Below are 13,550 nucleotides of genomic sequence, written 5' to 3' on the forward strand. Positions count from 1 at the left end.
TTAATATTATAAAAATGGATGTGGAAAATAATTTATGCCACTTATATGTTTGTAATTACTAAACAATTCATTTGCCTGGAATAATCTTCGACCACCAAGGTACATATAATTGCTGCTTATATCCAGACTTAACAAATCAGGTATAATAGCTTGGACAATATTGAAACCAAGGTGTTTGACATCTCTTGTAGTAATATCACAATAATAAGATGTTATGCCATGCATATTTAATTTTTCAACACACTCATCAATTAATTTTTTATTACTCTTATTATTATTTTCTTCGTATCTCAATTTCAAATCTTTATATTTAATTTTATCTCCTGCAATTAAGAAATTAGCCTCATCCCATACATTAGAACTCATGAATATCTTAATTCGTTCGTGCAATTCGTTAATTGTATTATAATTTGTATCGCCATTGAACCTATTATAGTTTTTTAAATTTATCATAACCAAATTTGCTAAAGAGTCTAATACAGATATTATAGCTTTCCTATATGTAGATTTTGTTGATGAGTCAATTAATATATTTTTATAATTTGAGTTTCTATTGTATAACACTCCAATTATTGTTGGGATACCGTACTCCATTTCAGCTTTAATTAGCCATACTTCCATATTTGATTTAAAAAACTTTTCTAACATATTACTAATTACATCATCATCAATTGTACTAATGTCTATGTGTGGAAATGATATCTTCTTTTTCCATGTCATTATAAATGAATCTCTTTCTATTACTTCATAAATAGCAGTAAGAATTGCATCTTCAAGAGTTTCCCCACAAGCTTGACCAGTAGAAATATTATAGTTAATGCTAAACTTTTCAACATGATTTAAATATACTAATTCAGCTGGAACTAATACATCATCGTTGTTAAATAGATTCTTACACCAAATCCAATAAAGAGTTGTATTTTTATTAATCCTTTTAAATGGAAAATCCTTTTGTTGTAGTTGTTCTTCTGAAAAAAATGAGAATTCTTTAATATGTGTACATTTATAACCTTGTTCAGTAAGCTGATTATAGCTCCCTTGAATTAAATTATCATAATTTATGTTAAGCGCTGCATATCTCTCTAAGCATTCACCTAGGCATTTTGACAATGCTACAGTTTCATCAAAACTAGTACCACCACATACTACAGTATAACGTTTATTCCTATCTTCATTATCCGCTAATAATTTTGGATTATTAATAACTCCTACGTAATGAATAAATTCAGGAATTACATCATTTACTTTTCTAGATACATTTTTTACTATACCCGTTTTGCTATTTACTATATAATCATATTTATCTATTATATCCATATCGCTTTGTCTCCTTTATAGTTTAGATAATAAATAACTCCCTAAATTATTATTGAAATATTAGCTAACTACATATTTGACATTGTGGATTATATAATATTCTATTATAATTTGTTTTATAATTTTTTAGATCAATTTCAAGTTCTTTACCTATCAAATTGCAACTTTCATCAGCAAAGTAAAACTTAAAAATTTCTAAAGATATTAATTTGCTAGTTATTTTATAAAAGAATGTAGGATACAATATTCTTTGATTATTTATATTATAATACTCCTTCATATAATATTTTTCCAAATCAATAAATTCATAATTATTTATTTTTCTTAATTCCAAACAATTTAGGCAAGGTGTTTCATGTGGCATAATAATCGGACCTATTATTGCGTATAAATTTTTAAAATGACTAAAGAGGAAGGATATATTATTCTCCAAACATTTTTTATTAATAAACTTACATAAATTTATATTGAAAACACTATCATAACAGATTACTAAGTCAATCTTATTGTTTTCTATAATTCTTGATATATCTTCTAAATCATTAGTGTTATATTTCAATTCAAAATTTATTATATTATTAAAACCGATTTCTCTTAAATCTTCATTTAAAAAATTAACTGTTAATGAACTACCTAGAATTAATAACTTTATTTCATTCACATTGAAAATGTTATCATGATTAATCTTTGCAAATTGTTGCATAAATTCATACACATCCGAATTAATTGTATCTACTTCAATTTGCTCAATTAAAACCTTTTTATCTACAAGTTTAGTAAATAATTCATTTATATCTTCGTAATTATACTTTTTTGTAAACTGTTCTTTTGTCGCTCCTAATTTAAAAAAATTAGTAATATCTACTATAATGTCTATATTTTCAGTTTTTATTTCAATAACATCTAACGGAGTTTTAATAATAATTCTATTATCTTCAATAACTCGAACTGAAATAAATTTGTTAAGTATATAATTCATCTTTGCCTCCTATTAATTTATATTAAGTGGGATCCATTTATTTATTTTATTGTTAAAAACACTTTCACCATAAACTTTCTCAATTAACGTAGGTTCTTTTTCACATATCATTGCATATAATGCTATTGTAATTTCAAACCATGACCTTCTTAAGTTACATAACTCATGATTGGTTTTATTTATCGAATTACCTTCCAACAAGTTTTCATGCATACATCCACCCTTACATAAATTAAATGCCCAACAATCCTTACAATTCATTAATACATCATTTAATCTATTATAATAATAACTTTGCATTGTTGTAATTAAATCATTATCTACTCCTCTAACTACATTTCCTAATTTGTACGTGCTGTCACCAACAAATCTATGGCAATGGTATATGTCTCCATTAGTGTCTATTGCAATTGATCTCAGGCCAGCTCCACAGTATGAATTATCTATATTGTTGTATATTTTTCCATAATTAAAAAAGTTTATATTTAGAAACTCTTTTCCTGCCAGTATATTATTTAAAACATCTTCAGCAATCATTTTACAATTACCAATAAGTTTATTAATATCATCTTTATTTAATTTTTCATCCTCATCACTTGTTGAAATCGGAATAGAAATCAAATTTTTATAACCACTTGTTTTAAAAAAGTCATAAGTATTCTTATAATCAACATCATTTTTTGTAATAGTGTTTCTAATAACAATATCAGACATATCCTGCTGTAAATATTCATCTATATTACTTTTGACTTTATCATAAGAACCTATTCCATTCTCAAATTTTCGGTTATAATCTTGTTTTTCTTTACTACCATCTAAACTTAACATTATTTTAGTTCCAAGATCATTTAATAATGAATATATTTTATTATTCATCACAGTACCATTAGTAGTTATAGAAAATCTGCAATTACTTAACTTCTGTAATTTTACATAACTCTTTATATATTCAATAAGTTCTATATTTAAAAGAGGTTCACCACCAAACAATGAAATTGTAGGAACAGTCTTTTCATCTAAATTATTAAATAATAAATCAACTGATGATTTAACAACATCTTTACTCATATTATTAGTTTTATATAGATTTTTTTCATAGCAATATTTACATCTTAAATTACAATTGTTTGTCAAAAATAAAGAAATCGTCGAAATCTGAAATTTTGAATTATGGTTATTTAATGAAGGTTTTCCATTAGAGATTATTCCTTTATCACATAAGAATTTTATAAATTTTTTCTTTCTTTCAACAATGTCTATATCAAATCTTTCTTTATCATGTTCATCTAAAGTATTATTTAGTATTTTCTCAGAAAGCTCATCAATACTGAATATAAAATTAGTATTATAATCAAAAGCATATTTTCTATTAAACATATTAAAAAAATGCAGATTTGTTTCAACTATAGTATTTATATAAATCACCTCTTCTTTAACTATTTCTTAATTTGTAATTAGCAGCTGTAATTTTACAGCTGCTAATTAGTCCTAATATGTATGCGCATTTGGTGTTATTCCAATTGAATTTGGACATACTGATGGCGGCCAGTCTTCTATACATCCATCACAACATGCTGGCGGCACATCACAACAACCAGGAGTACAAGCACCCGAACAACCTCCTCCACATGGATCCGGATCATGACTTAATGGTCCAATCAAATTATTGATATTCTCACTTAGCGATTCCATTGTAAAGTTTATTAATTTATTAGAGTTATAATCTTTAACACTCATTACCTTCACCCCCTTTCAAATATAATTTCTTTCAGATAAACTGAAAGTATTTAAATAATTTCAATTAATAGATTCTTATATATAATAAGTTTTTAATTGAGATTATTTATTTTTAAGAAAATAATTATACATTCATTTAATTTCATTATGTTGAAGTCAAATTCTATTATATAAATTAACTTTGAAATTTAGGCATTACTTGTTTTTACGTTTCCACCAAAAAATTATGCCTTTTATCTAAACGAATTAATAACGTTTTCATAATTGTAGCATGCTTTTGACTTTTTGTCACTATATATTTTCATTTTAGTGACTTTTATTAAATGTAATTGTACTTATTATTAAACCAAAATATATAATATATTAAAGGTTCAAAAATATTGTTGGGATAAAAAAACTGCCTATTTTAGGCAGCTCACTTATTAATATATTAAATTTTAATGTTCATTGAATTGATTATTATACCTATTCCTGGTGGGTCACTAAATATTCCAATCTCTTTTGAATTCTTACCAATAATTATAGAACAAATCAATACAGCGCAGATCACAATTAAGCCTACTGTTTTTAGCTTTTTTTTGAACATATAACATATCCCCCAAATTATATTTTTTTATTATTTAAAATTATAACATAAACACTTATTGTATTCAATAATTTTCTAGTTTTTGTCACAATTATGCATTATATTATGTGACCCGTCAAAATATTTTTGGCTTTTTTTATGTCGTTTTCATCTAAGTATATAAGGCACAACTTACTCGATATGTCAATTATTTCCTTATAATCCTTCCTTACTTTTGCAATATTTAAAACTTTTAAATAAATATTTTCTAGTTTTTTTATATCTCCTGTTTTTTTATGAATATCTATTATTAAATAATATCCCTTTAGCTCATATTCGAAATCCTTATGTTTTTTAGCTAAATCAATTCCAAGGTTTATTAAAATTAGTGCTTCGTCATTTTTATTTTGCATAATTAAAATATTAGCCTTATCAATTAACGACTTAGCTAAATTTTCAATATCTATTTCTGTTCTAATTTTTTGGGATACTTCTAAACATTTTAAAGCTTTTTCATATTCAAAGTATTCACAATATAATAAACCTATATTATCATAAACATATGCTGCATCTGAACTTTTATCATTATTTAAGTATACTAACAAATTTTCATAAATATTTAAGGCTTTATCAAATTCTTTTAAATCCCTATAATTGTTAGCCTTAATTACGCTAGCATACACATAATTAGTATCCTCTATGTCTTTATCACATAAAATTAAAAATTCATTAATATATTTAATCGATGATTTAAAATTATATAGCTTTCTATAACATAAAGATATGTTATAAATTGAATTTTTACGTGTCAATAAATCATCATTTAAAATTGCTGAAGAGTATGCCATATTAAAGAATTCTAAAGCCTCTGCATAATACAATTCATTCATCTTACATAAACCTAAACGATTAAATATATAAGATTCATTCTTCTTATCAGTAATATTAATATTGTTTAGTGCTTTTACATAGTAAATTGCTGCTTTAGAATATTCCTTATAATTAAAATAATAGTCTCCCTTTTTAATGCAAGCACATATGCCAACATCAATTAAATTAAACTTAACTGAAACATCAAAGGCGAAATCAATAGTTTCTAAATTCGGATTATCTTTTAACTTGTTTAAACAATATTGCCTAGCCTCTTCTTCTTGAGTCATTAATAAATTTGATTCATCAATATGTAAATTTATTTTTAACTCATTTGCTCTGTTATTAAATTTCTCGGCTAAATATCTAGCCGTCTCTATACTTAATCCTCTTTTACCATTTTCAATCATACTAATAAAATTTCTTTTAACCTTCTTACCCTGCAAGTCATATTGCTTTAAGTTTAATAATTTTCTAATCTTTTTTATTCTCTGCCCAGGAGTCAAAAATTCGTTCATAGTAAGCACCTTCTATCTTTGGCGATTTTTATTATTATATTATAACACATCTTAATGACTTTATATAAAACATGGACTTGTGTCAATAGAATAGACACAAAAAGTTTAATTTTTTTGACACCACTCATGCAGCATCATGAGCAGCCTGTGGAGTCATATAATTTATAGCACCATGAATCCTTTTACGGTTGTACCAGGATTCAATATATTCAAATATTACCTTGCGGGCAACATTAAAATCAAAATATTTGTGATGGTTTACTTCTTCCTTTTTAAGTATGGAATGAAAAGATTCAATACATGCATTATCGTAGGGGTTTCCTTTTCTACTAAAGGAATGAATAATTTCTTTTGAGGATAAATAGTCCTCAAATAAATGACTTGTGTACTGCGTACCTAAGTCACTGTGCAGAATAATGCCTTTTGTATTTTTAATATTTAAGCAAGCATATTTAACTGCTTTTACAGCTAATTCGGCTGTCATAGAAGTATCGTATGCGTAACCAATAATTTTCTTACTATGAAAATCCATAACAGAAGCTAAATAGGTCGAACCATTTTTTATGGTATATATATAGATTATATCAGTGCACCATTTCTGGTTTATGGCGGTAGCTTTTTAAAAAGATGGAACGATGCGCTATAATTGCACCATAATTGATTTATATGACTGCAGTGTTGTTGCAACACTCAATGACAGCCATATTACAGCAGGTCTGGCAATTAATACTCTTAAAATTGCTTTAAAAAGATATAAGCCCGGCAAAGGAATCATTCTTCACAGCGATCAGGGAACACAATTTACTTCAAAGGATTTTAATGAATTCTGCATAAAATATCATATTCAGCAAAGCATGAGCCGTGCAGATTGTCCATATGACAATGCACCTATGGAACGGTTTTATAATACGCTTAAAAATGAACATTTTAATTTGTATTCCTTCCGCTCTCAGGCAGAACTTGATAAAGGAATATATGATTTCATTTATGTTAAATATAACCACCTAAGGCCTCATTCATATAACAATGGGCTTACCCCTTATGCTGCTCGTTGTGCCGCTTAACAAAAATTTTATACACTGGTGTTACAATTTTGCTTGACTAGGACAACATTTAACTAATTCTTTATCCCTGTCCCAACATGTATGCTACAATATGAACCTTCTTCATTTAATTAATTTCCTTATCTCTTAAAACTACTCTTGCTTAATGTCCTTTAATCTTTTATAATCTCAAGTTCTTCTATCTCTAGTGCTTCTCTACTTAGATCAATTTATTTTGAATACAATCCTTTACCTGCTTGCCGTAATATTTTTGCTGTCTTTTATTCCCTCTTATAAGTTCCTATCACTCAATGTTCTTCAAGTTTTTCACATTATTAAAAGTTTAACTTTTCTTCTAAAAAAACTTTCCATCCATTTCTAAAGTCATCTACTTTAATATTTAATACACCATCAATATCGCCTTGATGTACTAATAGTTCTATAAGTTTTTCCCTTCCATATGTTTTAATAATGTATTCAACCATGCTATACCCGTATGTGTATCTGCCTTCACTCAAATTTAGTATATATAAGTCTGGCAATCCTTTTTCAATCATTTCCTTGTAATACGCTTTACTATAATCCCTATCCTGAGCTAAGTATTTGGCTGTTCCTTCCCATAACCAATCAATTTGGGCATTGCCGCCTGTTAAAGCCATTGTTGCAATATGTGTAAACTCATGTACCAAAACCCTTTTTAAGTCAATTGTATAACCAGATTTATCTTTTATAGTAAAATAAATAGTATCACTTTTTATTGAAACCCCCATAAAGTTTATGTTCATATCATCAGGGTCGAATTTTAATTCATCAATTACTGCTAATCTAATCTTTTCATATTCATCATACATATGTATTTTTACTTTAGGCATTTTTGTTTCATCTACATTTAAAAATTCCAAAACTCTATAATACTCTTCTTCCAATATTTTAATAGAATTAGATGCATATAACTTATTCGATTGATTGTTTGAGTTGTAGTACACCTCAAAATGATCGCTTACCAGATATTCATTAAATATATTGCCTGCTCTGTCTTCAAAATAACCTTTTTTATCAATTTCTTCTTGCTTATTTATGTAGTCATATCCATATACATTATCATAACTATTAATACCTTCATCTTGATTTACTTCATTAAAATTACTACTTTTAGAATTGCATCCTGAAATAAAAATACATATTAAAAAACAATAAAACATTTTTTTAATTATACTCACCTTTTTATCCCCTTCTTTTTAGTTCGCAATATATTAGGCATGTTAAGTGCAAATCCCCCTGATTATTACTGCCTTCTATATGCTGAATCTGGAATCAAATTAGTCAAAGGAAATGAACTATCGTAATAGAAAAACTTATTCGGTACCACTTTGTTGTTATTTCCAAAATATCTCCGTCTTTAACTTCTATTTCATTACTCTTAGTTCCAAATTGAATAGCTTTTATATTAGCTTTATCATTAGGAAGTTCAACTACATGTAATAATTAATATATAATATATGATAGTACCTCTTTTCATGAACTCCTCCCATAATAATTACGAATCTACCATATCATTAAATTATAATTCATTTTTAAATAATTGGCAAATATTGATAAAAATATGAAAGTGTCAAGTTACTTTCGGAAAATAAAAACAATAAATCCCCTTAGTAAAATTAAGCACCACGAATAGACTTAAGAAATTCACTCATTTGTGTTCTTTTGCCTATATTAATAATTTCTAAATTATCAAGTGTCTCATTTATTGAAACATTTAATTTCTTTTTCACTACACGCTTATCAAGTTCTTTGATTTTTCTTTCTTTAAACTCCGATTGTTTCTTGAGTTTTATTAAGTCATAAACCTTGCCACCATTCTTCTTGTAAACCCGTAATCGGGCCATTTGATCAGCTCCAACTTCACTCCAACCCATAGGTCTAGAACTAAGCCTATCTGATAGAATATGACTCACATGCCCTTCTGCACTGCAGCCAACATAATCTAGGTTGTATTGATTTCTTATTCCTTCCCAGTTATTCATAATATATCTGCGTGATTCAAGTACTGAATTTCTTTTCGTTACGTTTTCTGTACAATCTAATATTTCTTCAAATAAATCACTTACCCATTCTTTCTTTCCTTTATTTACGTATCCCCACATTACAGGTGTTGTATAGGGTATATGTGCTGTAGCTTGTTTTATATATTTTGATAAATGGAATCTATCTAACACATAGATACTTTTGTCTATCCAATTTAAGCCCTCTTTTATCCAATTAGCGCCATCTCCTGATAAATACACCCTTTCTATTTTATCTGTATCATAATATTTGTATATGTAGTCAGCTACTTCTAACCAAAGCTGTTCATTATTATTGTTATATAATCCTGTAAAATATCTTGGATTTATTAGAGCATTTCTATTTTTACCTTCGTTTTTTAACCCTTCATGTACATAAATCAATTTCATCTGTTTGTTAGTTCCATCTTGCATTGCTACATGATCTTCATCCGCTTCTACATACAGAAGTTTCGCTTCCGATTTCTTATCTGCCTTCTTTTTATAAACCGTCTTTTCTACAGCACTATTTTCTATTTCATCTAGTTTTCTTATGTTGTTCATAACGGTTTGATTGCTAAACTCTTGATCTGGAACGCTATTCCTTCCACTTTTACTGTATGAAACATCTATTGCTCTTTCAATAAGCTGGGATTGAAGCATCATATCCATTCTTTCATGTACTTCTATTCCTAAGAAATCATCTGAAAGATATTTGTATTCTCCTGTTTTTTTATTCTTGTAATAGGTCCTCTTATATTTTACATCTCCAAATATTGTGCTATATGTTTTTTCCATGTTCCTTTTTTCAACATACCACTCTCTTTTTTGCTTCCCCGTTTGTCGTATGCTTTCTTCACATGTATCAAACAAAACTTTTATTAATTTTACTCCTACATCATTTAGTGTGCGCTTTGTATTTTCAATGTATTCTGGTATCTTATCAGTTCCGGTTAATACATTTTCTAAATTTTTTATTGTTTCTTCAGTGATTTTTTTTGTAATATCGTGTATAATGGTTTCCATAGAATAGTCCTTTCTTCTGTTAGATTTTGCGTGATACTTAATCTTAACATAAGGGCTATTCTTTTCTTGTTTTTTTCCTACAGTAATTTTACACTAAGGACCAATTGGAAAGTGTCACTTTTTCGTAAGCATTTTTTAAATAAGTGAACACAATAATAATAGTTTAATATGTTCACTTATTTAATCTGAAAGCTCCTTGAGCGTATCCATATCAATTATTCTTACTGTCGAACGATGTACCTCTATAATATTTTCTTGTTGCATCTTCGAAAATTCCCTTGACAGTGACGGTCTTTTAACATTAAGAAAATCTGCCAGCTCCTGCCTGTTCATAGGCATGTCAAACATAACTGAATTGTTCTTTTTATGAAGCGTCAACAAATACATGGCTATTCTTCCTCTAAGCGTTTCCGTATTCAATATATGCATTTTATTATTAAGCACTACAATTTTATCCGCAAGAATCGAAAGCATATTATTTATAAGGATTTTATGAAAATTGCAAACCTCTCTGCACATGGTAAAAAACACGTAGTACGGTAAAATAAGGGCCTTGCTGTTTCCTGAGCTTACCAAGTCATAGGGCAATTCCTTTGATGACGAAAATGCTAGGGCTTCTCCGAACAGATCATTTCGCTCAAGGGTAGTTACAATGGCTCTTGTTCCGTTAAATTTCCACGATACCAGATTAAACTGCCCCTCAAGAATTATACCAAGCTTTTTTACATTATCATCTTTTTGAAATACAATCTGATTATCCTTGTATTCCTCCACTCTAGCTTTGCCGCATTTCAATATCTGTCTTATCTCAGCTTTACTTATATTATTAAAAAGCTGATTGTCCTTAATTATATCTATTACTTCGTACATCATTTCACCTCCGTAACATATGTTACGTATCTTACTTTTATTTTAATACATAAAACTAAGTAAGTAAAGAGTATTTTAGAAAATAAAAAATAAGAGGCTTGCACTATACAAACCTCTTATATGCTAAAACACTTATACACTAGTGTTTTGATTCATTTCTTTTTCGATAAAATAAATAAAGTATGTTATTGCAAGCAAATCAGCGCATCCCCCCGGACTTATGTTTAAACGCATAAACTCCACATCCATTTCATTTATATCAGACATAGAAATGCTGTCAATCCCTTCGCTGATCAATTTCCTTGCCATAATTTGAACTCTTTTTTGTGTTTCAATGTCTGCCCTTGAAATTATATTTGTATCCTTCACATTAGCAATCAGATTAAGCAATACCACAACTCCTGCATCATTTGATGAAAAACCATTGTTTATTAATATTTTTAATACAGGTATGCCGTATTTTCTCACCGATGCGAAGCCGTTCGCGGCTTCTCCTCTAATTCCGGATATTTTATATCTTGCATATAGCCGCTCTCCGTAGGTCCTTGCGTTATCTGGTGTTATATTTTGAAAATCATCCATAACTTTTTGTGTCATCTGCCTTGCAGTTTCAAAAATACCTTCAGTTTCTATTGCAGAACCGTTACCGTACATATATCCCAAGGCTGCACACAATACACCCATAGAAAATATAATTCCCTTATGAGTATTAACATTATTTGTTGCTGCAAGCATCTGATCCTCGGCTCTCATTCCCATATATCTTATTCTTTCAAATAATTTTTGAGGAGTTTCCCCATGATATTCAGCTCCCATCAACACAAATTCTCTGAAAAACGGAATAAGCACAGATGAACTGTCTATAAAGGAATATAAGTCCATATCTTTATGAGAGCCGTTATTTGCCCTGTCTACAAGTCCCGGCTTAGGCGTTGCAATAACTTCGTACATTAAAGCACGGCAGGCGAAAGTTGAGCACAAATCAGCAAATTGAAGGTTGAAATACTCCGTCATTATTTCAATTATCCTTAATAAAAGATCTTTACCTGAATGCTTTCTGCTCCTGGCACAGGCATGTGCAATGTCGTTGCACAATATGCAGCTTCTGCTTTCATAACCCACATCTTCTCTTGATAACTTGCAGCCATTTTTATCAATTACGTCAATGTCAAAAATTCTCCCCAACTCACAGCAGTTTTCAATTTCAACCATAAGTTCTTTAATGTAACCAGAGTTTCCTTCTGCGGCAACGAAAAATTCAAACCCAGTCTTAGACAGACAGTCTTCTTGGTATTTCATTTCTATATTGTGTCGCCTGAGATGATTTTTGATTAGTTTTTTCCCTTCTTTAAATGTTCTGGCCGCAAGGGGAAATGTTTTATTTGCTCCTGGTATATTAAGAGTAAATGAGACAAGAGTCATATTGTATCGAGCCAAAATATACTGCTGTCTTGAAACTCTCCTTTCTCTCGCATCTAACATTTCTGCCATAGTAACTTGTTCGCATTTAACTGTTTCTTTGAGGTTTATTCCCGACATCTCCGCTCCTTATTCTTTCGGCAATCTCCATTCCTTTTTTACTCATTAAAAATTCATATGTGGACTTAGGAACAATTTTTTTAATCTCCTCATATCTTCCTTCTGTCATGAGCTTTCTGACTCCGGATGCACTAACAGGATGATTATTTTCTTCATATCTTTTTATTTCAATGACTTCTATTCCATACTTCCTAAGAAATTCCTTCATTTGTGTATTATATGACGCCGTCACTACATCAAAAGGTTCCGTACCTACAAATCTTTTACTAATATTCAATTCTTTAGCAAAATATTCACAAAAAATAGTCAAATCCAAAATACAATTAATATCTCCAGCCTTATATTTATCCTTTATAAAATATGTGGGAAATGTTGCTGAGGAAATTAAATAATCTGATGTAGGATGAACAACTACATTGTTTAAATGCTTCACTCCTTCTTTTACCAGCTTATACCTTATGCTTGAAGGAAATGCGCTTTTATCTTCGGACACAACAAAAATATGGAGATTATCGCATTGTTTCGCTGCAGTTTCAACCAAGTACAAATGACCTTTGGTGAACGGGTTACAGTTAACTATTATCGCCCCTGTATCCATAACCAATTTTTCACCAGCTGAGGATTTCAGAGAATTAACATACTCTGAAATCCCATTTTTCTTGTTTTCCATCAGCACAACATCTTCTGTCTCAGCTATAATATAAAATCCCAAGTCTCTAAATATACTCTTATTTCCTGTCTTTGTAAACAAAAATAGATGGCCGTGGTTTTTACTTATTGCATATGACACTAGGCTTGTAACAACTTTGGCAGACAGTCCTTCTCCCTGATACATTTGAGAAACCGCTATGCATTTTAATACATTGCCTTCAACAGAGCCGGTTGCGGCAATATTGCCCTTGCTGTCGCAAAAATTTATGGTGTATTCTATGCCATCATCATAGCTAAGCTGCTCCGTAGCTAGGAATTTCTTCAGTTTTAAAAGCTTATTCCCACTAAAAGGGTAGCCGTATTCTTCATAAAACATTTCAGAACTCATACTTT

General features: G+C 29.2%; 13 protein-coding genes. 1 reads left to right on the forward strand and 12 read right to left on the reverse strand.

The window, feature by feature from the left end; genetic code table 11:
• Nucleotides 1–6: 6 nt before the first annotated feature.
• The 7 genes from RBQ61_RS16790 to RBQ61_RS16820 all read right to left on the reverse strand — a co-directional run bounded on the left by RBQ61_RS16790 (nt 7) and on the right by RBQ61_RS16820 (nt 6,593).
• Nucleotides 7–1,317 (reverse strand): YcaO-like family protein, encoded by a 1,311-nt coding sequence (locus tag RBQ61_RS16790; RefSeq protein WP_308138363.1) that lies wholly within the window; start codon nt 1,315–1,317, stop codon nt 7–9.
• A 64-nt stretch (nt 1,318–1,381) separates the two neighbouring features.
• Nucleotides 1,382–2,296, reverse strand: a complete 915-nt coding sequence (locus RBQ61_RS16795; protein WP_308138364.1) for a hypothetical protein — start codon at nt 2,294–2,296, stop codon at nt 1,382–1,384.
• Nucleotides 2,297–2,308: 12 nt separating this feature from the next.
• Entirely contained in the window at nt 2,309–3,673 is a 1,365-nt protein-coding gene (locus RBQ61_RS16800; RefSeq protein WP_308138365.1) for a radical SAM/SPASM domain-containing protein, read from the reverse strand.
• A 111-nt stretch (nt 3,674–3,784) separates the two neighbouring features.
• On the reverse strand, nt 3,785–4,033 hold the full coding sequence (locus tag RBQ61_RS16805) for a hypothetical protein (protein ID WP_308138366.1): 249 nt from the start codon (nt 4,031–4,033) through the stop codon (nt 3,785–3,787).
• 430 nt (nt 4,034–4,463) lie between these two features.
• Nucleotides 4,464–4,619, reverse strand: a complete 156-nt coding sequence (locus RBQ61_RS16810; RefSeq protein ID WP_308138367.1) for a hypothetical protein — start codon at nt 4,617–4,619, stop codon at nt 4,464–4,466.
• 98 nt (nt 4,620–4,717) lie between these two features.
• The gene (locus tag RBQ61_RS16815) at nt 4,718–5,986 is read right to left on the reverse strand and encodes a helix-turn-helix transcriptional regulator (RefSeq protein ID WP_308138368.1); all 1,269 of its coding nucleotides are present in this window, start codon (nt 5,984–5,986) and stop codon (nt 4,718–4,720) included.
• 124 nt (nt 5,987–6,110) lie between these two features.
• Nucleotides 6,111–6,593, reverse strand: a complete 483-nt coding sequence (locus RBQ61_RS16820; RefSeq protein WP_308140141.1) for an IS3 family transposase — start codon at nt 6,591–6,593, stop codon at nt 6,111–6,113.
• A 28-nt stretch (nt 6,594–6,621) separates the two neighbouring features.
• Between RBQ61_RS16820 and RBQ61_RS16825 the strand changes: the two genes are divergently transcribed.
• Nucleotides 6,622–7,050: a DDE-type integrase/transposase/recombinase gene (locus tag RBQ61_RS16825; RefSeq protein ID WP_308138369.1), complete on the forward strand. Its 429-nt coding sequence runs from the start codon at nt 6,622–6,624 to the stop codon at nt 7,048–7,050.
• Between the two features lie 314 nt (nt 7,051–7,364).
• On the opposite strand, the gene RBQ61_RS16830 is transcribed toward RBQ61_RS16825, so the two are convergent.
• The 5 genes from RBQ61_RS16830 to citC all read right to left on the reverse strand — a co-directional run bounded on the left by RBQ61_RS16830 (nt 7,365) and on the right by citC (nt 13,545).
• The gene (locus tag RBQ61_RS16830) at nt 7,365–8,249 is read right to left on the reverse strand and encodes a hypothetical protein (RefSeq protein ID WP_308138370.1); all 885 of its coding nucleotides are present in this window, start codon (nt 8,247–8,249) and stop codon (nt 7,365–7,367) included.
• A 438-nt stretch (nt 8,250–8,687) separates the two neighbouring features.
• Nucleotides 8,688–10,097 carry an ISLre2 family transposase gene (locus RBQ61_RS16835; protein ID WP_308138371.1) on the reverse strand — a complete coding sequence of 470 codons (1,410 nt, stop codon included), beginning with the start codon at nt 10,095–10,097 and terminating at the stop codon, nt 8,688–8,690.
• A 180-nt stretch (nt 10,098–10,277) separates the two neighbouring features.
• Nucleotides 10,278–10,970 (reverse strand): Crp/Fnr family transcriptional regulator, encoded by a 693-nt coding sequence (locus RBQ61_RS16840; RefSeq protein WP_308138372.1) that lies wholly within the window; start codon nt 10,968–10,970, stop codon nt 10,278–10,280.
• 129 nt (nt 10,971–11,099) lie between these two features.
• Nucleotides 11,100–12,506: a triphosphoribosyl-dephospho-CoA synthase CitG gene (citG, locus tag RBQ61_RS16845; protein ID WP_308138373.1), complete on the reverse strand. Its 1,407-nt coding sequence runs from the start codon at nt 12,504–12,506 to the stop codon at nt 11,100–11,102.
• Nucleotides 12,475–13,545: a [citrate (pro-3S)-lyase] ligase gene (citC, locus tag RBQ61_RS16850; protein WP_308138374.1), complete on the reverse strand. Its 1,071-nt coding sequence runs from the start codon at nt 13,543–13,545 to the stop codon at nt 12,475–12,477. The genes citG and citC overlap by 32 nt, the downstream gene beginning before the upstream one ends.
• Nucleotides 13,546–13,550: the final 5 nt, after the last annotated feature.

Origin of the sequence: Sedimentibacter sp. MB35-C1 (genome assembly GCF_030913635.1) — a bacterium.
Lineage (GTDB): Bacteria > Bacillota > Clostridia > Tissierellales > Sedimentibacteraceae > Sedimentibacter.

What these genes read in the sequence shown, in the direction of transcription:
- RBQ61_RS16790 (WP_308138363.1), bottom strand. Translation starts at nt 1,317, where the DNA reads ATGGATATAATAGATAAATATGATTATATAGTAAATAGCAAAACGGGT.
- RBQ61_RS16795 (WP_308138364.1), bottom strand. Translation starts at nt 2,296, where the DNA reads ATGAATTATATACTTAACAAATTTATTTCAGTTCGAGTTATTGAAGAT.
- RBQ61_RS16800 (WP_308138365.1), bottom strand. Translation starts at nt 3,673, where the DNA reads ATGTTTAATAGAAAATATGCTTTTGATTATAATACTAATTTTATATTC.
- RBQ61_RS16805 (WP_308138366.1), bottom strand. Translation starts at nt 4,033, where the DNA reads ATGAGTGTTAAAGATTATAACTCTAATAAATTAATAAACTTTACAATG.
- RBQ61_RS16810 (WP_308138367.1), bottom strand. Translation starts at nt 4,619, where the DNA reads ATGTTCAAAAAAAAGCTAAAAACAGTAGGCTTAATTGTGATCTGCGCT.
- RBQ61_RS16815 (WP_308138368.1), bottom strand. Translation starts at nt 5,986, where the DNA reads ATGAACGAATTTTTGACTCCTGGGCAGAGAATAAAAAAGATTAGAAAA.
- RBQ61_RS16825 (WP_308138369.1), top strand. Translation starts at nt 6,622, where the DNA reads ATGCGCTATAATTGCACCATAATTGATTTATATGACTGCAGTGTTGTT.
- RBQ61_RS16835 (WP_308138371.1), bottom strand. Translation starts at nt 10,097, where the DNA reads ATGGAAACCATTATACACGATATTACAAAAAAAATCACTGAAGAAACA.
- RBQ61_RS16840 (WP_308138372.1), bottom strand. Translation starts at nt 10,970, where the DNA reads ATGATGTACGAAGTAATAGATATAATTAAGGACAATCAGCTTTTTAAT.
- citG (WP_308138373.1), bottom strand. Translation starts at nt 12,506, where the DNA reads ATGTCGGGAATAAACCTCAAAGAAACAGTTAAATGCGAACAAGTTACT.
- citC (WP_308138374.1), bottom strand. Translation starts at nt 13,545, where the DNA reads ATGAGTTCTGAAATGTTTTATGAAGAATACGGCTACCCTTTTAGTGGG.